General features: G+C 57.3%; 17 protein-coding genes. 9 read left to right on the forward strand and 8 right to left on the reverse strand.

Annotated elements, in window-relative coordinates:
• From GS630_RS00840 to GS630_RS00870, 7 genes are all read right to left on the reverse strand, one after another.
• Positions 1-2418, reverse strand: a complete 2418-nt coding sequence (locus tag GS630_RS00840) for an FAD-dependent oxidoreductase (RefSeq protein WP_171620824.1) — start codon at positions 2416-2418, stop codon at positions 1-3.
• Positions 2419-2422: 4 nt separating this feature from the next.
• Positions 2423-3841: a trimethylamine methyltransferase family protein gene (locus GS630_RS00845; RefSeq protein ID WP_171238020.1), complete on the reverse strand. Its 1419-nt coding sequence runs from the start codon at positions 3839-3841 to the stop codon at positions 2423-2425.
• A 261-nt stretch (positions 3842-4102) separates the two neighbouring features.
• A complete protein-coding gene (locus GS630_RS00850) occupies positions 4103-5341 on the reverse strand; it encodes a Tm-1-like ATP-binding domain-containing protein (protein ID WP_171620825.1) in 1239 nt (412 codons plus the stop codon).
• A gap of 25 nt (positions 5342-5366) precedes the next feature.
• Complete coding sequence (locus GS630_RS00855) at positions 5367-6851, reverse strand: aldehyde dehydrogenase family protein (RefSeq protein ID WP_171620826.1); 1485 nt, start codon at positions 6849-6851, stop codon at positions 5367-5369.
• Positions 6852-6857: 6 nt separating this feature from the next.
• The gene (locus tag GS630_RS00860; RefSeq protein ID WP_171620827.1) at positions 6858-8378 is read right to left on the reverse strand and encodes a tripartite tricarboxylate transporter permease; all 1521 of its coding nucleotides are present in this window, start codon (positions 8376-8378) and stop codon (positions 6858-6860) included.
• 7 nt (positions 8379-8385) lie between these two features.
• Positions 8386-8922 carry a tripartite tricarboxylate transporter TctB family protein gene (locus GS630_RS00865; RefSeq protein WP_371809099.1) on the reverse strand — a complete coding sequence of 179 codons (537 nt, stop codon included), beginning with the start codon at positions 8920-8922 and terminating at the stop codon, positions 8386-8388.
• 62 nt (positions 8923-8984) lie between these two features.
• On the reverse strand, positions 8985-9914 hold the full coding sequence (locus GS630_RS00870; protein ID WP_171620829.1) for a tripartite tricarboxylate transporter substrate binding protein: 930 nt from the start codon (positions 9912-9914) through the stop codon (positions 8985-8987).
• Between the two features lie 108 nt (positions 9915-10022).
• Between GS630_RS00870 and GS630_RS00875 the strand changes: the two genes are divergently transcribed.
• Together GS630_RS00875 and GS630_RS00880 are read left to right on the forward strand one after the other, a co-directional pair.
• Positions 10023-10802 (forward strand): IclR family transcriptional regulator, encoded by a 780-nt coding sequence (locus GS630_RS00875; RefSeq protein WP_171620830.1) that lies wholly within the window; start codon positions 10023-10025, stop codon positions 10800-10802.
• Between the two features lie 34 nt (positions 10803-10836).
• On the forward strand, positions 10837-12189 hold the full coding sequence (locus GS630_RS00880) for an aminotransferase class III-fold pyridoxal phosphate-dependent enzyme (protein ID WP_171620831.1): 1353 nt from the start codon (positions 10837-10839) through the stop codon (positions 12187-12189).
• A 33-nt stretch (positions 12190-12222) separates the two neighbouring features.
• On the opposite strand, the gene hpaR is transcribed toward GS630_RS00880, so the two are convergent.
• Complete coding sequence (gene hpaR / locus GS630_RS00885) at positions 12223-12663, reverse strand: homoprotocatechuate degradation operon regulator HpaR (RefSeq protein WP_171620832.1); 441 nt, start codon at positions 12661-12663, stop codon at positions 12223-12225.
• A 105-nt stretch (positions 12664-12768) separates the two neighbouring features.
• On the opposite strand from hpaR, the gene GS630_RS00890 reads away from it, so the two are divergent.
• The 7 genes from GS630_RS00890 to GS630_RS00920 all read left to right on the forward strand — a co-directional run bounded on the left by GS630_RS00890 (position 12769) and on the right by GS630_RS00920 (position 19803).
• On the forward strand, positions 12769-13167 hold the full coding sequence (locus GS630_RS00890) for a 5-carboxymethyl-2-hydroxymuconate Delta-isomerase (protein ID WP_171620833.1): 399 nt from the start codon (positions 12769-12771) through the stop codon (positions 13165-13167).
• 3 nt (positions 13168-13170) lie between these two features.
• A complete protein-coding gene (gene hpaE / locus GS630_RS00895; protein WP_171620834.1) occupies positions 13171-14679 on the forward strand; it encodes a 5-carboxymethyl-2-hydroxymuconate semialdehyde dehydrogenase in 1509 nt (502 codons plus the stop codon).
• A 57-nt stretch (positions 14680-14736) separates the two neighbouring features.
• Positions 14737-15579, forward strand: a complete 843-nt coding sequence (gene hpaD, locus GS630_RS00900) for a 3,4-dihydroxyphenylacetate 2,3-dioxygenase (protein ID WP_171238023.1) — start codon at positions 14737-14739, stop codon at positions 15577-15579.
• Positions 15580-15690: 111 nt separating this feature from the next.
• Positions 15691-17088: a pyridoxal-dependent decarboxylase gene (locus GS630_RS00905; protein ID WP_171620835.1), complete on the forward strand. Its 1398-nt coding sequence runs from the start codon at positions 15691-15693 to the stop codon at positions 17086-17088.
• Positions 17085-17939 (forward strand): fumarylacetoacetate hydrolase family protein, encoded by an 855-nt coding sequence (locus GS630_RS00910; RefSeq protein ID WP_171620836.1) that lies wholly within the window; start codon positions 17085-17087, stop codon positions 17937-17939. Before GS630_RS00905 ends, GS630_RS00910 begins: the two co-directional genes overlap by 4 nt.
• Positions 17936-18736: a 2-oxo-hept-4-ene-1,7-dioate hydratase gene (gene hpaH / locus GS630_RS00915; RefSeq protein ID WP_171620837.1), complete on the forward strand. Its 801-nt coding sequence runs from the start codon at positions 17936-17938 to the stop codon at positions 18734-18736. The genes GS630_RS00910 and hpaH overlap by 4 nt, the downstream gene beginning before the upstream one ends.
• Positions 18737-18747: 11 nt before the next feature.
• Positions 18748-19803: an aldolase/citrate lyase family protein gene (locus GS630_RS00920; RefSeq protein WP_171176625.1), complete on the forward strand. Its 1056-nt coding sequence runs from the start codon at positions 18748-18750 to the stop codon at positions 19801-19803.
• The last annotated feature ends 70 nt before the right edge of the window (positions 19804-19873 follow it).

Below are 19873 nucleotides of genomic sequence, written 5' to 3' on the forward strand. Positions count from 1 at the left end.
TTATCCCCGCAACCGGTCGTTTTCAGGATCGTAGAACGGCACGGTCGCCACAGTCGCATTGACCGGAACGCCAAGCACTTCGATCTGGTATAAATCACTGGGCTGCGCCGCCTCGGTCAAATAGCCCAGAGCGACCCGCTTGCCGATGCGGAACCCGGTGCCGCCCGAGCTGACATAGCCTACGGGCTTGCCGTCGCGGCAGATGGGGTCGGAAGACAGCGCGTCGGCGCCGTGGCCGTCGAGTACGAAAGCGGTGAAATGGTAATCCTTCGGCTGCTCAGCCTGCGCCAGAAACGCGTCGCGTCCAACAAAGCTGTTTTTCTTTTTACTGACAAAACGATCCAGCCCTGCATCAAAGGCGGTGTATTCGATACCGAAATCCGCGCGCCAGCCGTGATAGCCTTTCTCAAGCCGCATGGCGTTCAGCCCGTAAGAGCCGAACTCGACAATACCGTGTTCAGTGCCCTGATCCATTATGGCGGTGTAGACGCGGACCAGATCGGCGTTGCGCATGTGCAGCTCCCAACCCAGCTCTCCGACATAAGACACGCGCAGGGCAATGACCGAAGCACCCGCAACAGTGATTTCGCGAACTGACATCCAAGGCGCGTTTTCTTTTGATAGATCATCCTGGGTCAGGGGTTGCAGGACGTCGCGGGATTTTGGCCCCATGACCATTAGGGCAGCGTCAAAATCCGAACCTCGGGTCAGGGTCACGCCCACGCCCGGCAGGAATTTCGACATCCAGTCGTGATCGCGCTGATCGGCCAGAGTCGGGCCGCAGAGCAGGTATTTGTTTTCATCCAGCCGCGCGATGGTGGCTTCGGACCAAATCTTGCCTTTGGGCGTCAGCATATAGGACAGCTTGACCCGGCCCACGCCAGGCATTGCACCACAGAAGACGTAGTTCAGGAACTCGGTGGCTTTTGGTCCTTCGACTTCATACCGAGTGAAGCCGCCATGATCCATCACACCAACCCGGTCCCGCACGCCTTCGCATTCAGCTTTGACCGCATCGTGCCAGACCTCGTGATGGAAACCCAGCTGCCCGTCATTCTTGATTTGATCTGTCTGGAACCAGAAAGCGCGTTCCCATCCGGCAATCTGCCCAAACACAGCGCCTTTGTCTTTGAGCGTATCGTAAAGCGGCGTGGTCTGCACCGGACGACCCGATTTCCACATACGATGTGGGTAGGGGATCGCGTATTGATGTTCGTACAACTCGCTCGAGCGTTTGACGGTGTAATCGAAGGTCGCCCATTCCTTGCCAAAGCGGCGGGGATCCCAGAAGGACATGTCCCATTCGGTTTCGCCCTCGGTAATCCACTCGGTCAGGGTTTTCGCCGCTGCTGCTGAGTGGGTGATACCCACCGGGAAACAGCAAGCGTGGTAGAAATTCGGCAGACCAAAGGCCGGACCACAGAGCGGCGCGCCATCGGGGCTGTAAGGTATCGGGCCGTTCACGAAGCGGCTGACCCCGGCCTCGCCCAATAACGGCACATGTTCCAGCGCGGCTTCGAGGATTTCGGCGATGTCGTCGACGCTGTCGGGATAAAGCTGGTTGGCAAAGCAATCGGGCATCCCGTCCAGCCACGCGGGCCGCCCTTCGTGTCCGTAAGAGCCCAGCAGCAACCCGTTCCGCTCGCGCCGAAGGTAATACATGATGTCCGGGTCGCGGACGAGGGGGAAGTTTTCCGGGTTCGCTTCCAGTTCCGGCAGGCTTTCGGTGACCAAATATTGGTGTTCCAGCGTTACGACGGGCAGTTTCTGGCCGACCATCTCACCCACCTGGCGACCGTAATAGCCCCCGGCGTTGATCACGATGTCACAGACAACATTGCCCTTGTCCGTCTGAACCTCCCACTCGCCCGAAGCGCGGCGTGAGATGCCGGTGACTGTGGTGAACCGCGCAATCGCCGCGCCCTTATCCCGAGCGCCTTTGGCCAGGGCCTGGGTCAGTTGCGAAGGGTCCACATCGCCCTCATAGGGGTCAAGGATGCCGCCGATGATGCTGTCGCCTGAACTGAAATAAGGGTGCATGTCATCCATTTCGGACGGGGTGAGCATCGCCATGTCATAGCACAGACCCTTGGAAATCCCGACAAGATGGCGGAACAGGTCCATGCGTTCGGGCGTGTGGGCGGGCCAGAACGCGCCGGTGTGGCGGTAGGTGATCGGATAATCGACCTCTTCCGCCAGATCCTTATACAGCCGCCAAGCATAATTGCCCGCGCGCATCCCGCCCCAGCTGTTGGCATAGGTGGGGATGTTGCCCGCTGCGTGCCAGGTCGACCCGCTGGTCAATTCGTTCTTTTCGATCAGCAGTGTGTCGGTCACCCCGGCTTTGGCAAGATGATAAAGGGTCGAGACACCAACCGCGCCGCCCCCGATGATCACAACTTTGGCTTGGCTTTTCATGTGCTTAGTCTTTCAAGTGGATAGGCATGCGGGCGCGCAGGGCGGCCTCGATGTCGGCGGGCAGATGGGACGGTGCGGGCTGTGCTTCGATCTCGGCAACGCGGGCTATGGCCTTGTCCCAGACAGTTTGCGCACCACTTTCAAGCCAGTCATTGACGCTCTGGCGGTCGCCCAAAGACGGATAGACGTATTCCTTGGTCATCAGATCCAGGGTCTGAGCAGTGCCGAGGAAGTGCCCCTCGCCGGTCACGACCTGTTCGATCATGTCCAGATCAATCGAGCCTTCGAACATTTCCACGCCGCGCACCGATCGCAGGATGGCCCCGCACATGTCGTTGTCTATGACCAGTGCTTCATTGCTGGCGGCCATGATCGAGCCCAGCATACCAACAGACAGGTTGATCATATCGGCTCCGCTCTGTGCCGCGAGCGCGATAGTGTATCCCTTTTCATAGCCCGATTGTGCATCGGCTGTCTTGGCATCTGTCATACCTGCTGACACGGTCGAAGGCAGGCCAAGGTTCAATAGCAACTGCGCCGCAGCAGCGTTGGCGACCGCAGCCTCGCCCGAACCGCCGGTCATGGCGCCGGTGCGCAGATCAGAGATAAAGGGCAGGAAGGCCAGAATGCAGGGAAAGCCCGGTTGCATCATGTTGACTAGCACCAGACCGGCCAAGGATTCCGCCAAACCCTGCGCCAAGGCGCCAGCCAGCGCGGCCGGGCTTGTGGCCCCAGCTTGCGCTGCGGAACAGATTTGTAGCGGCATTCCAAGTCGCACGCATTCACGCATCACCCCGCAGGCTTCCTCGGCCAGCGTCAGCGGTGGCACCACGTGGCAGACGGACGCAAAGCAGAAGGGTTGCGCCTTGAAGGCTCCGTCGCCGCCCAAAGCCGCGTCGAACATTTCAACCACGGAGGGCACGTTGGCGGGCTCGAAAAAACTTGTGCCAATAGGTTTCGAAGTCGCCTTCATCGCGGTAAATGCCGTGTTGATATCCAGCGTCAGCGGGTCTTCCAGATCCCGCGCCACAACGGGACGCAGGGAATAATGGATGTTGTTGCAGGCATCAACGATGCGCATCAGGCTGTACAAGTCTTGTAACGTGCTGTCGCGAAACGAATTTGTAGCGGCGTCCAGCACCTGCACCGCTGCACCGCCGGTACCGATATGGACGCGGCCGCCTCCAATCTCGATCCCGCGATCCCGAATGAATCCGGGCAGTTCTACGCGTTTACACGCCCCCGCGATTATGTCTTCAACCAAAGAGCGCGAAAAGGTGATGCGCCCGTCGTCCCGTTCCGTTGCGCCATGCTCCAACGCCAATACGCGAATGTCCTCCGGCGCACCGGACACACCAATCCGTTCCAGAATATCAAACGCCGTATCGGTGATATGGGCCAGTTTGCTGTTGTCCAGTGGCATGAACCGCCCTCCGACGGGCGGCGTTGTCAGCTTTGGAGTTTCGGAACCGGGGGCCCTTCTTGATCGTGTTCGCCGCATAAGCGCGTCCTAGATAAGGTGTTTTCCCGCGCATCTTAGAAAGGGTCAAGTTTTAGCTCAATTCCATTATTAGCCGATTTTTGTGAATGAATTTCATGCAAAGTGGGCGTGTGCTTTAAGGGCCTGATCGCCAGCGAAACTGCATCAAACCAGTGGTCTAGGCACTTGCGTTGGTCGTGAAGGCTAAGGCGAGGATGTCACGATGCCACGTTCGACCCACTCATCGAAAAGCGCCAAAACGGCGTCGCAGAACGCCGTATCGTTGATATGGGCTTCCAGTTCAGTCATTGGCACCTGATCCGGCATCACTTGGCGAGCTTCGTCGATCATTTCCGCCAGGGCCTGTGGGTCATGCGCCTCTTCGCCTTTCTTGTCCCAGGCCTCGATGCCTTGCAGCGGCAAAAAGAAATGCACAGGCCCCTTGGCCGCGCCCAATCGATTGGCAAGTTCCCGAATCCAGGCACGCCGTTCGGCCCCGTTGAAGACCGAGCTTTTGATCAACCGGTTGTGTTCATGAAAAGGGCGATCGGCATAGTGTTCGGGGATGTCCTGCCAGCCCGCAAAATCCAGCAAGTCCAACGCGCCGGGGGCGACCATCTGCGGGATACCCATGCGCCCGGCATTGGTAACCCGGTCCTCACCGCTGGACACGACAGAACCCGCCATCAGGTTTCCGAATTCCTGCATGCAGAAATCCATCACACAGGCGAACGCGCCTTCGCTGGCCAGTTTTTCAAAGGCCATGCCGCCCATTCCTGTGGAATGGAACACGGCCACTTCAAAACCGCGCTCTTCCAGTGCTGGTTTGAGGGTCTTCATGTACCGAAGACAGGATGATCCCAGGCTGGTCATGCCAACCAGCGGCTTGCTGCGGTCCGGTACGATCGCAGCCTTTGCCGCGCCGACCACGGCTCCAGCCGCCTGACTGAGCGAAGATTGACAGATTGAATTCATGCCGTAGAGGCCGCCCGCCCAAAGGATCATCTGAATATCGGGTGCCAGCCGATGTGGTGGGATAAGCGGTGAGAAGCTGACGGTTGAGACGATGTATTTCGGCACACCCATCGGCAGCGCCTGCGCACAATCCAGCGCAAGGTCGGTGCCCATTGTGCCACCGGTGGCCAGCATCCCGTCAAACCGTCCGTCGGCATAGGCCCGCGCAACCACTTTAGCGGCCCCGGCAGACATGATGCGGAAGGCTTTGTTTTCGTCTCCCTGGGCGATGACCTCATCAATTGTCATGCCACCAGCCGCGGCCACGTCATGTTTTGAGATGTCAACTGGCGCAGAGGGGTCTCCCAGAACGGACACATCCATCGTCAACACATCGGCACCCTGCGTTTGAATTGCCTCTTCGATGAACCGCATTTCGGGTTCTTTGGTGTCATAGGTGCCGATCAACAGGATAGTCTTATTTGTCATTTGTGCCTCCCTTACCCCTCAGCGATCAGAGTTTGATCCAGGCGGTTTTCAGGTCGAAGTATTTTTCGATCGCGTGCAGCGACTTGTCGTGTCCGTTGCCGGATTGGCGCACGCCACCAAGGGGAACAGTCAGGTCTGCGCTACCATAGGTGTTCACATGGACAACCCCGGCACGAATGCCTGCGACCATGCGATGTGCGCGGCCCAAGTTCGAGGTCCAGACCCCACCAGCCAACCCGTAAACGGTCGCGTTTGCCAGACGGATCGCGTCTTCTTCGTGCTTGAAGGGCGTGACGGCCAGAACAGGGCCAAAGACTTCGTTTTGGAACAGCGTGTCAGTTTCTTTCACCCCGGCCATGACGGTCGGCGCCATGTAATAACCACCAGTCTCGGTCAGAATACGGGCGCCACCTGTGCGGCGCTCAGCGCCTTCCGCTTCGGCTTTGGTCACGAAATCCAGATTGGCCTGCAACTCGGACAGGCTGTGAACCGCGCCGATCTGGCTGTTCAGGTCCAACGGATCGCCAACGCGAAAGGCTGAGGCGTGGTGGGTGATTTCGGAGACGAAGTCCTCGTAAATTTCCTGTTGGACCAACAGGCGCGATCCGGCGACGCAGACCTGGCCCGAATTGCGGAATATACCAGCGGCTGAAACCTTGGCCGCTTCGGCAAGGTCCGGGGCATCGGCAAAGACGATGTTCGGCGATTTGCCCCCCAGTTCCAAATAACAACGCTTTAGGTTGGAGCGTGCGGAATATTCCAAAAGCCGCCTTCCTGTCGCGCCGGACCCGGTGAAGACAATTATGTCGATATCCATCGACAGCGCCAACGCTTCGCCCACAATTGGCCCGCGCCCCGTCACCACGTTGAACACGCCGTCTGGCACCCCGGCCTCAGCTGCCAGTTCGGCGATTTTCAACAGGCTGAGCGAAGCGCTTTCTGCGGGTTTCAAGACCACGGAGTTGCCTGCCGCCAACGCCGGGGCAATTTTCCAGCTACCGATCATCAAAGGGAAATTCCACGGCACAATCGCGCCGACAACGCCGACGGGTGCGTGATGTATCAGACCCAGAACGTCGTCGCCCGTGGGGGCGATCTGGCCGTACAGTTTGTCGATGGCTTCGGCATAATACCGGAACGTTGCCGCAGCCGAGAGCGCCTCGGCCTTATAGGCCATGTTGATCTCGGTCCCGTTGTCGCGAACACCCAGAACAGCAATCTCCAGCGCTTGGGATTCGATTAGATCAGCAAGCTTCAGCAGCACTTTCTTACGGCCCGCAGGGGCCATTCGTGACCAACGCCCATCTTCAAACGATACCCGCGCCGCACGTACGGCGGCGTCGACATCTGCGGCACTGCCTTCGGCGATCAGTGCCAGTGGCTGACCGTTGATCGGTGAATGAACTTGATGCTGGGCGCTGGTTTCGCTTTGCTGAAAGCGGCCGTTTATGAAATGTCCGCGCGGAGTGATTTCCTGAGTGCGCAGCGCGTCAATCGAGAACTGATCCATGAGGCGTTATCCTTGCTGAGTAGTGTCTTCGTCGAGAACCGGTTGCGGTTTGACGCGGTCTTTGTGTTCCTGGATCAGAGAGCGGATGTGCAAAAGAATGATCCCCAGGATCATCACAAACAGGATTGCCGCTATGGGCCGGTCGATGAAATCAAGCGGTGATTTCACCCGAGCCATGGCGCTGCGCAGTTTGACCTCCATGATCCCACCCAGAACCATACCCAAAATGATGGGCACGATCGGCAGGTTCAGGCGTTTCAGGATCAGGCCGAAAACACCGAACCCGGCAGCAATCGCGCAGTCCGTGATCGAGTTTCGCAGGCTGTACACGCCCACAAATGAAAGGGTCAGGATCATAATGCCCAGAAATCGGGTAGGGATCTGGATAATTTTCAGCAGCAGATTGGTTGAAAACAGTAAAAAGATCAGAACGACCACGTTCAGAAGGATCAACGCCATATACAGCGCCATGACAAAATCCATCTGTTCTGCAAACAGTTGTGGGCCTGGGATCACGTTGTGAACGTAGAAAACCGATAGCATCATCGCCGTCAGTGCCTCACCTGGAATACCCAGAGCCAAAAGCGGGATCATTGCAGCCCCCGGAACGGCGTTGTTGGCGGCCTCAGATGCCACCAGGCCTTCGGGTGATCCTTTGCCAAACGCATCGGGATTTTTCGAAGTCTTCTGAGCGTAGGTGTAAGACAGGAACTGGGACGTGAATTCGCCGGTGCCCGGCACCATACCCATGAGAACGCCCAGTGATGACGACACGGTGGCGATGCGCTTCAGGCCCAGAAGCTCTTTCAGGCCGGTAAATATATTGCCGCGAACATGTGCTTCGCCGGGGGCGTGTTCCTTGTCGACCAGCAAAAGCAGCGCCTGGCTGATGGCAAACAGGCCCAATACAACAACGATCAGATCGACGCCCGACGATAACCAGGTTTGGTCAAAGGTGAAACGTCGCGTGTATTTGACAGGCTCAAGCCCCACCGTGTTCAGAAAAATTCCGAAAAACGCCAGCATGGCGGCGGAAAAAGTCTGCCCGCGATGGGCCAGGATCACGAGTAAAATACCCATGAAAGCGGCCAGAAAAATCTCGCGACTGCCGAAATGCGGGGCAACCCGGGCCAGAACGGGCGAAAGGACGATCAGGCAAAGGATCGAGAAAATGCCACCAAAGAACGACGCTGAATAGGCCAGCGACAAGGCCCGATGGCCTTCGCCGCGTTTGGTCATGGGATAGCCGTCATAGGTGGTCAGGGCGTTCACGGCCGTGCCTGGGGTGTTGATCAGAATGGCCGGGATTGCGCCGCCATACATGGACGACCCGTAGATGCCCAGCAGAAGGGTTAGACCTACGATGGGTTCGAAAGCAAATGTAGCAGGCAGAAGGATCGCGATGGCCACGGCGGCGCCCACGCCGGGCAAGGCGCCAATGATAACGCCCCCGACAGAGCCGATAATCAGCGCCACCATGACTTGCCACTGGGCAAGAATTGCAAAGCCGGAAATCAGATTGTCCATTGCGGCCTCATAGATAGGTCAGCGCAAAGGCGCGCAGCCCGTCGGGCAGGTATTCATAAACGCGACCAGCGGGGATGTTCACCTGCAGCAGCGCCCGAAAGACGATTGCGACCACAGCGCCAAAGACAAGGGCAATGCAAAAGGCACCTGGTAAACGAAACCCCAAACGTACCGTCAGAAGGGCTGCAAACAGTATGGTCGAGGGCAGGTATCCAAGCCATGGAACCGCCACTACATAGATCAGGAAATAGACAACGTATTCGAGCGACTTCAGCCAAAACGTGATCTCTCGCAATCGGCCGGGAATACGTGGTGACAGGAATGAGCTCAGCAAATGCAGACCGCTGAACACAACCATGCCCCAGATCGCGATGGTTGGCCACAAAGCAGGCTGCGCAAACCACTTTGTCCGTTTGACGACTTGTGTTTCGCTTCCAAGCTGGCTGAGAAGGAACAGCGAGAACAGGAAGAACAATGTCGCGAAGACGATGTCACCGGGGCGTCGATAGCGCCGGAACATGTCTTGCAAGGTCTTTGCAATCATCATGGCCTCCTGTTGGATGGAAAGAGGTCCGGCAGTGTAAAACGTGCCGGACCCGTTCCGGTTTATTCGCCCAGGATCTCTTCGATCTTGGCGAACGAGGCTTTGTCCTGCTCGATCTGAGTGTTGGAGGCATCCGGATCCTGCCAATAAATCAGAGCACCGGTTTCCTCGGCCAGTTGTTTGGCCTTGTCAGAGCTCAGCGCCTTTTGAGCCGCCGCCGAAATTTTTTCGCGGGCGTCTGCTGGGGTGTCCTTGTGGACAAACAATCCGTTCCACAGGGCCAAAGGCAGATCCGGGTTTAGTTCCACGACTGTTGGTGTATCGGGCACCAGCGAAATCCGCTCGCCGCCGATGCTGGCAAGGACGTTCACCTGATCCAGACAGGGCAGGATAAGCTGAAGGGTGGTGTTGATCACGTCGACGTCGCCCGATGCCAAAGTGTTGCAGTCCAGCGCATCAAACGCCGCTTCGCTGGCAAAGTCGAACCCGCTGCTGACGGCTGCGGCAAAGGTCACCTGAGTCGGTGGCAAGACGGAACCGAAATGGCCAAGTGCGACGTCGTTTTCCTTGCCGTGTTCCGCCAGCTCTTCCCAGCTTGAGAAAGGCGCATCCGTGCTGGCTGCGATCACGAAGGGATAGGTCAGGAAGATACCGATGGGATCAAACGGGTTGGGGTTGAGCTCAGGGATGCCGATTTCGGGTCCAATGACAGGCACGCCGATGACAAAGGAACCGATGGTGTAGCCATCTGCGGGGGCGGTTGCCACCTCGACAGCACCGGGGAACGGACCACCGCCACCGCCGGGTTTGTTCACGACGGCGGCTGGTACGCCGTACATGGCCTGAAATTCATCGGCGATCATCCGCGTCAGAACATCTTCCAGATCGCCCGGAGGCCACGGCACCACAAAGCTGACCGGCTTTTCGGGGTACTCGGCCAGTGCAGCGGTAGCTGATGCCACTAAAGCCGCAGCTGTAAGAAATTTCTTCATTGACTCCTCCCATATGTGGTTCATTATTTGATCCGCGTTAACAATAATAATGTTGCTTTGTTAAGTTAGTTCTGTCAAGTATTCCCTGAGTAAGAGGAAGTGAAACACATGGGCACAGCCCTTAATGCCTTAAAAATGCTGGATTACTTTTCAAGCGCGCGACCGGAAATCGGGCTGAGTCACTTTGCGCGACTGTCCGGATTGAACAAGGCAACCGCGCTGCGCCACCTGCGTGCGCTTGAGGAATACGGTCTGATCGAACAGAATCCTATGACCAAGTCTTATGCTATCGGACCGGCGGCCTTGCGCCTGGCAGCGCTGCGTGAAATCGCGCGGCCAGGCATCGAAAGTGCGCGCCAGAAAATGCAAATGGCGATGCAACGCGTTGGGGAAAGTCTGCATCTGTCACTGTTGGAAAAGACCGGGCTGCAAACCGCATTGGTGGTTGAAACAACGCGGCACAGCGTACGCGTCAGCCTTGACCCCAGTGAGATCCTGCCGATCAATGCAACGGCTTCGGGTCTTTGTATGCTCAGTTTTGGCCCGACCAGTCTTATGGAAGATTTGGATCACAACGAGCAGGTCCGCTTCACAGACGCCACGCTCATTGATCCTGAAATCATCAAAGAACGGGTTGCGCGGATCAGCGCCCTAGGCTGGGCCAACAGCAACGGCAGCTATGAAGAGGGCGTCTTTGGGTACGCCGCGCCGATTTTTGGCATTGATCAAGTCGCTCTGGGGACCATTGCAATTGCTGTGCCTGAAGGTCGCGCCACCGACGACCGCCTGCCATCCATTCTGTCTGCATTGCACAATCTTTCGACGGACCTGACCGCAGATTTTGGCGGTCAGTTGCCCGACACCTTTCCAACCGAATTCCACCCGTGACCCAGGGTAAGCGATACTTCCGGAGGCCCGCACCATGAAAGACTCGAACTTTCTGAAGGAAAACAACGCCCGTTATTTCTGGCACCCGATGGCACATCCTGCCGACAGTCAAAAGAACCCGCCGACCATTTTGAATGGCGGTGAAGGTGTAAGCATTATCGATGTTGATGGTCACAAAGCGCTGGATGCCGTGGGGGGGCTGTGGAACGTCAATTTGGGCTATTCCTGCGAACCGGTGAAACAGGCCATTGCCGATCAATTGAACGCGTTGCCCTATTACTCGACCTTTCGCGGAACCAGCAATGACAAAGCCATTGAGCTGTCTTATGAGCTGGCGCAGTTTTTCGCACCTGACGGTTTGACCCGCGCGTTCTTTACGTCGGGTGGATCGGACTCTGTCGAAATTGCGCTGAAGCTTGCACGGCAATATCACAAGGTGAGGAGCGATGCTGGTCGCACCAAGTTCATCAGCCTCAAGCAGGGCTATCACGGCACCCATTTCGCGGCCGCCTCGGTCAACGGCAACCAAAAGTTTCGCGCGGTCTATGAGCCGATGATGCCGGGTTGTTTCCACGTGCCCGCACCCTGGACCTATCGCAACCCGTTTGATGAGGCGGACCCCGAGCGTCTGGCGCAACTTTGCGTCAATGCGTTGGAGGCCGAGATCGCCTTTCAAGGGGCGAACACGGTTGCGGCGTTTATCATGGAGCCGGTTCTGGGGGCAGGGGGTGTGATCCCACCGCACAAAAGCTTCATGCCCATGGTGCGTGAGGTGTGTGCCAAACACGGTATTCTTTTGATCTCTGACGAGATCATTACCGCATTTGGTCGAACTGGCAGCGAAAGCGGCGCGCGACATTGGGGCGTTCAGCCGGACATCATGACAACAGCAAAAGCGATCACCAACGGGTACTTTCCGTTCGGCGCGGCAATGATTTCGGGCTCTGTCGCTGAAGTCTTCGAAAAGGACACTACGGGGCTGGCATCGGTCGATCAGGGCTACACCTACTCCGGTCATCCGGTTGGGGCAGCGGCGGCACTGGCTGCTCTGTCCGAGATCAACCGGCTGCGGGTTTGGGAAAACGCCGCAGCGCGAGGGGGTGAATTATTCGCCGGGTTGCGGAAGCTGGCCGAGAAACACGACGCGATCGGCGACGTACGCGGTGGCGAGGGATTAATGTGCGCGTTGGAACTGGTTTCCGATCGGGCGACCAAAGCTCCCATCGCTAAGCACCTGCCGTTGCAGGTTCAAAAAGCGGCTTACGAAGATGGCGTGATGGTACGAGTATCCGGAAACAACATCATTCTGTCGCCCCCGCTGGTTATCACCTCAGACGATGTGTCCAAGATTTTGTCAGCGTTGGATACTGGTCTGTCGACTCTTTGAGCTTTAGGTCTGCCCTGTCGACTGAAGGCAGGGTCAGACTTTAACCGCCTGCAATTCCTCTAGCAGGTCCAGCAATTGGTCCAGCTTTTCACGACCCATCTGAGCCTCGATATTGCTGGAAATCGCAAGTGACGTGGCCAGGTTTTCCCTAAGGATCGACCGGCCTGCATCCGTGATCGTGACCATGGTACGGCGTTTGTCGTTACTGTCCTGGCGGCGGGTGATCTGGGCATCAGCCTCCATTGTGCGCAAGATGCGGGTCACGCTTGGAAGCAGCAGACAAGCTTCGTGCGCAATAGTGCTTTGCTCCACTTCGCCCAGCTCGTCCAGCACGCGCAAGATGCGCCATTTCTGTTCGGTTATTTGGATGCCTTGCAGCATATCCCGGATCGGGGCCATGACGGTTTCACGGGCACGCAGCAGCGCGATAGGAAGGGATCGGGCGGTGCTTTTGGTATGGCTTTGAGTGGTCATGCGGCCTTCTAGAGCGGTGGTTCGGAAATTGCAAAGATTAACAAAGCAATCTCTTGACGTGAGGCTTGCAAAAAACTAAACATGTTAAGTAATAAAGGAGGAATCATGCCACATTTCCACGTCGAATATTCCGGAAACCTGGAAGGCAAGATCGACATGGGTGGCCTGTGCGAATGCATAAGGGCAACAGCTGCCGAGATCGACACCTTTCCGATGCCGGGCATTCGTGTGCGCGCAACGCGTGTGGACCACTATGCCATTGCGGATGGAAATCCGGCCCATGGGTTTGTTGATATCTCGATCCGCCTGCGTGCAGGGCGGTCGGAAGACGTCAAGCAGGACGCGACGCGGCGTATATTTGACGCGGTCAAAGCCTATCTGGCGTCCGCCCTTTCGCAACATTCCATCGCTCTGTCGCTTGAGATGCGCGACATCGACCCCAAGCTTTCGCCCAAAACCGGCACGATCCGCGACCATCTGGCCGCGACTTCGCAGGAGACCTGAAACATGAGTGCGCTGGATACGAATATTGAAAAACTGACAGGCTTTCTGGCCCGGTTCAGGGAAGCCGGCATTCTCAATCGTATCGCTGGCGAAGATCGGGACGGGTCTGGCGGTGTGTTCCAATCCACTTCGCCTGTCGACAAATCTGTGATCTGCGACGTTGCACATGGCACGGCTGATGATATTGATGCGGCGGCCAAGGCCGCCCATGCCGCGTTTGCTGAATGGCGCGACATGTCTGCCACCGAACGCCGCCGCATCTTGTTGCGCGTTGCTGATGCCATCGAAGCGCGGGCCGAGGAAATCGCGCTGTGTGAATGCTGGGACACGGGCCAGACTCTTCGCTTCATGTCCAAGGCCGCGTTGCGCGGGGCAGAGAATTTTCGGTATTTTGCAGATCAGGTGGTTCAGGCGCGCGACGGGCAACATCTGAAATCCCCGACGCTGATGAACGTCACCACGCGCGTTCCAATTGGCCCGGTCGGTGTGATTACCCCATGGAACACACCGTTCATGCTGTCGACCTGGAAAATCGCCCCTGCACTGGCTGCAGGCTGCACGGTGGTTCATAAGCCTGCTGAAGACTCTCCGCTGACGGCCCGCCTTCTGGTGGAGATCGCCGAAGAGGCCGGGCTGCCCAAAGGCGTGCTGAACACGGTCAATGGGTTTGGCCCCGATGCAGGCAAAGCCTTGTGCGAACATAAGCTGATCAAGGCGATTGCTTTTGTCGGCGAAAGCCGCACCGGCAGCCTTATTGTCAAGCAAGGCGCGGACACGCACAAGCGCAACCATCTGGAGCTGGGTGGAAAAAACCCTGTGATCGTGTTTGATGACGCCGATCTGGATCGTGCGCTGGATGCGGTGATCTTCATGATCTATTCGATCAACGGCGAGCGCTGCACCTCATCTTCGCGGTTGCTGGTGCAGGATACGATCAAAGAAGAGTTCGAGGCAAAGCTGGTCCAACGTGTGAACAACATCAAGGTGGGCCACCCGTTGGACCCGGCGACCGAGATTGGGCCATTGGTGACCGAGGAGCATTACAACAAAGTCACCAGCTACTTCGACATCGCCAAAAAGGACGGTGCAACCGTCGCTGCCGGTGGGGTCAAGGTGGGCAATGAAGGCTACTTTATCCGTCCGACCTTGTTCACCAACGCCACCAACCAGATGCGCATCGCGCGCGAGGAGATCTTTGGCCCTGTTCTGACCTCGATCCCCTTCGCAACCGAGGACGAGGCGCTTCAGATTGCCAACGACACGCCCTATGGTTTGACGGGTTATGTCTGGACCAATGACCTGACCCGTGCCTTGCGCTTTACAGACAAGCTGGAGGCTGGGATGATTTGGGTGAATTCAGAAAACGTGCGTCACCTGCCTACGCCCTTTGGCGGGGTCAAAGCGTCTGGAATCGGGCGCGACGGCGGGGATTGGAGCTTTGAGTTCTATATGGAACAAAAGCACATCGGTTTCGCAACCGGTCAGCACAAGATCATGCAATTGGGGAAATAATCGCCTCAGGTGGTTCCCCCGAACTGGGACCACCAGAACGCATTAGGAGGAACCGTCATGGGAAAGATCGTACAGGCCGCGAAAATAACGCATGTACCCAGCATCTGGATGTCCCACACGATGCCGAAATACAAAGGTATCCGGCAATCTGCCATTGATGGGTATGCCCGCCTGCGTCAGGACGCGATAGACCGCGAAGTCGAGACCTTCATTGTGTTCGATACCCATTGGATCACCAATCAGGGCTTTCACCTGAACACAAAAGAGCATCACACAGGTCGCTTCATCAGCCACGAGCTGCCGCATATGTTGGCTGATATGGAGTTCGACTATCGCGGCGATCATGAGTTGGGGGAAACGATCCTTGATGTGCTGCGCGAGCGTGGAGAGCGTGCTCTGGGTCATTCGCACCCGGATATGGGTATGGAATACGGAACCCTGTTGCCCATGCATTTCATCAACGAAGGGGTGAATGCGCGGGTCTTGCCTGTGGCTGTCAATCAATTCTCATCGATTGCGGAAAACCGGGTTTGGGGTGAGGCCATTGCCGAAGGCATCCGGCGTTCTGACCGCAATGTGTCTGTTCTGGCATCAGGGTCTCTCAGCCATGATTTCACCCCGAATGAACGATCGGTCGAGGGGCTGAACGCGGTGAATGGTGAGTTCAACCGCCAGATGGACATGCGCGTGTTGGAATTATGGGAACAGGGCCGTTTTGAAGAGTTCCTTGAAATGCTGCCTGACTACGCCAAGAAATGCACCGGAGAATGTGCCATGAACGACACCGCCCTGCTGTTCGGAGCGTTGGGCTGGGGCAGCTACAAGGGTAAGATTGACATCTATACCCCATATTTTGGCAGCTCTGGCACGGGTCAGGCAAATGTCAGCTTTTCGGTCTGACATCAGGCATCAGGGATTGCTTCATTAAATCGAAACATATCGGTTTGTTATGACCGCGTATCTCGCAGGGTCGCTCGGGTTGAGTTTTCTGCGACAACAAAAGGCTAACGCATGGATTGGGACACGTTTTCGCATTGGGGCCAGCACATTTCGAAATGGGCGGCCGACTACCATAAGACACTTGCGGAACGCCCCGTGCGCGCACAGACCGCACAGGGGGAAATCGCAGCCCAGCTTGTGGCAACCCCACCCGAGGCGGGTGAACCGATGGATGCCATCATGGCTGATTTTGAACGGATCGTGATGCCAGGCATCACCCATTGGCAGCACCCACGCTTCTTTGCCTATTTTCCAGCCAATGCTGCTCCCCCGTCGATGCTGGCCGAGATGCTGGTGACAACAATCGCGGCGCAATGCATGTTGTGGCAAACCTCGCCCGCCTCCACCGAGGTCGAAGGTGTCATGGTCGACTGGTTGCGGCAGGCCCTCGGGCTGCCCGAAGGCATGACGGGGGTTATTCAGGACAGCGCCTCGTCCGCCACTTTATCGGCGGTTCTGACGATGCGGGAAAGGGCCACGGGCTTCACTGGCAACCGCGAAGGTTTGAACACCAAGGGCGCGCTGCGGATCTATTGCTCGGATCAAGTGCATTCGTCCATCGACAGGGCCTGCTGGGTCGCGGGGATTGGACAGGACAATCTGGTCAAGCTGCCGACCTTGGGTTCCAACTTTGCGATTGATGCCTCTGCACTTGAAGCCGCCATTCAAAGCGATATCGCAGCCGGTCATGTTCCGGCCGGTATTATTGCGATCACAGGTGGAACCGGTGTTGGGGCCTGTGATGACTTGGTGGCCGTGGCGGATATCGCGCAAAAACACGACCTTTACACCCATCTCGACGCAGCTTGGGCCGGATCAGCCATGATCTGCCCCGAATTTCGCGAAGCCCTTTGGAGGGGTGCTGACCGCTATGACAGCATTGTCTTCAACCCGCATAAATGGATGGGCGCGCAATTCGATTGCGCCATCCAGTTCTTGCGGGATGCAGCACCACAGCTCAACACACTGAAGATCGAGCCGGAATACCTCAAGACAACCGGAGCAGAGGTGACGAATTACTCGGAGTGGACGATCCCACTGGGGCGCAGGTTCCGGGCGTTAAAGATCTGGTTTCTGTTGCGCTCATACGGATTGGAAGGACTGCGCGAACGCATCCGCAATCATGTGACTTGGGCGCAGGAGCTCGCTGATCGGATCGGAGCGATGGAGGGGTTCGAAATCACGACCGGCCCGATCTTAAGCCTGTTTTCGTTCCGGTGTCCGGGAGACGATGCAATGCAGCAGCGTTTAGTCGACGCGTTGAACGATGATGGGCGGATTTATCTCACCCAAGGCATGTTCAAAGGCCGCAAGATCATCCGCTTTCAGGTTGGGCAGTTCGATACCTCTCGGGACGACGTGATGTTAGCAGCCGACGTGATTCGTGACGTGTGGGAGACACTTGAATGAAGTTTGGAACTTTCTTAGCGGGTGAGGAACGGTTTTTCGGAGCAATCACTGACGACGGTGCAATAGCACTGAACCAAGTGTTCCCGGACCATGACAGCCTGTACGAGGTGATCGCCGACGGGGCGTTCGATCGATTGGCAAAAGCTGCCGAGGGCAAGCCTGTCACCCACACTGAGTTCACCTATGACATGGTAATGCCGGATGCGCGCCGTATCCTGTGTGTCGGCGTGAACTTCCCTGACCGGAATGCAGAATACAAGGACGGCAGCGAACAGCCCAAGTACATGTCGCTTTTTCCGCGCTTTGCCAGTGGGTTCACCGGCCATGACCGCCCGCTGATCCGACCGCCGGAAAACCATACGCTGGACTACGAAGGCGAGGTGGCCATCGTGATAGGAAAGGCTGGCCGCCGCATTTCGCAGGAGGACGCTTATGATCACATCGCCGCGCTGACCTTGTGCAATGAAGGCACCATTCGCGACTGGGTGCGGCACGCAAAGTTCAATGTCACGCAAGGCAAGAACTGGGACAAGTCGGGGGCCGTTGGCCCATGGCTGGTGCCATTTACGGACGCCGCCCAACTGGATGATGCCCGCATCCAAACTCGCGTGAACGGTGAGCTTCGGCAGGACGACACGCTGAACCGCATGATGTTCCCGATCCGGCGCGAGATCGAATACATCTCGACCTTTATGACGCTTCAGCCGGGCGACATTATTGTCACTGGTACACCAACCGGTGCAGGGGCACGGTTCGACCCGCCGAAGTACCTCGTGCCCGGAGATGTTGTCGAGGTGTCCGTCGAAGGTATCGGAACCCTGCGCAACACGGTGGAGGACGAACAGGTATGACGCCCGAAGACCACGCCCGAGCCGCCGCCGAACTGCTGCAGGCCGAACGCCGGCGCAAACAGATCGGCCTGCTTAGTCTGCGCCACCCCGAGATGGGTATGGATGATGCCTATGAGATTCAGAACGCCATCTATCGCCAGAAACTGGCCGAAGGGCGCAAGGTGATCGGGTGGAAGATCGGGCTGACTTCGAAGGCGATGCAATATGCCTTGAACATCGACATTCCCGACAGTGGAATTTTGTTTGACGACATGGCGTTCGACAATGGCGCGACCGTTCCGGCAGGCCGTTTCATTCAGCCCCGGATTGAGGCCGAGATCGCCTTTGTTATGAAGTCCGCCGTTGGCGGCGAAAACGTATCTCGCGACGATATTATCGCCGCTACGGACTATGTCGCCCCTGCACTGGAAATTCTGGATACTCGTATTCAAAGAGTGGACCCTGAAACCGGCAAAGCGCGCACGGTCTTTGACACGATCAGCGACAATGCCGCCAATGCAGGCATCGTTTTGGGTGCAGAGCGTCATTCTATGGATGCTCTTGATCTGCGCTGGGTTGGGGCGATTGCTTTCCGCAATAGCGAGATTGAGGAAACCGGATTAGGTGCTGGTGTGTTGAACGACCCTGTTGAAAGTGTGGTTTGGTTGGCACGTCGGATGGCGCAATACGGTCAGAGCATCGAGCCGGGGCAGATCATTTTGTCCGGCAGTTTCATCCGCCCCGTCGAATGCCCCTCGGGCACCAAAATTCACGCGGATTTCGGGCCGTTTGGCTCAGTCGATATCAATTTCGCCTGAAAGGAAAACTAATGCCTGCGCCACAAAATGCATTCAAGGCTGCGCTGACGGCCGGCTCTCCGCAGATCGGATGTTGGGTTGGTTTGGCCAATGCCTATGCGGCCGAGATCGCTGCCACAGCGCAGTTCGATTGGTTGCTGGTCGATGGCGAACACGCGCCTAACGATCTGCAATCGATCCTGGAGCAGGTGCGCGTGATTGAGGGGTCCGGCAGTGTGCCGGTCGCACGCCTGCCGATTGGCGAAACCTGGATGATCAAGCAATATCTCGACGCAGGAGTGCAGAATATTCTGGTGCCGATGGTCGAAAGCGGCGATCAGGCGCGCGAACTGGTCCGGGCCGTGCAATATCCGCCGCATGGCGTTCGTGGGGTTGGATCATCGCTGGCGCGGGCGTCACGCTTCGCTGCGATACCCGATTATTTGAAATCCGCCGACGAACAGATTTGCCTGCTTGTGCAGGTCGAGAGCAACAAGGGCATGGACGCGCTGGACGATGTTCTGGCGACTGATGTGGACGGTGTGTTTATCGGTCCCGCCGACCTCGCCGCTGACATGGGCCATCTAGGGGATGCGAACCACCCTGAGGTGGTTGCCGCAGTGCTGGATGCAATCCGCCGCATCGTGGCAGCAGGTAAAGCAGCCGGGATTTTGACGCTGGATCCAGACCTTCAACGTAAGTGTCTGGATCTCGGCGCGACGTTTGTGGCCACCAACATTGACGTGACCTTGTTTGCCAAATCAATCCGGTCTGCCGCTGTCGCGGGTCTGAGCCTGTTGCCTGATCAGACCGCAACAGGCATTGCGCAAACGAGCGCGGCCTCAAAATACCTGCAGCAGCTCTGCAAACATTGGTCGCACAAGGCCGAGGTCTCCTTTGATGGAACGCAGGGCAGCGCGTCTTTCCCTGACGGCGATCGGGTGACATTGACAGCAGATGCAACCACTTTGACGGTGACCGCCACAACCGGCCCGCGTGGCGATTTGCGTCGTTGGCAAAAGGTGATCGAGGCGCATTTGACCCGCTTTGCCTTTCGAGAAGAACTGAGCATCGATTGGACCGCTTGAAGTTTTCGATGCGGTGGCTCTAACTTCCGAAGTTGCACGTTGATTGAGTCGTAGGTTCTATGCTGAAGGT

It is taken from the genome of Ruegeria sp. HKCCD7303 (assembly GCF_013111185.1).
Lineage (GTDB): Bacteria > Pseudomonadota > Alphaproteobacteria > Rhodobacterales > Rhodobacteraceae > Ruegeria.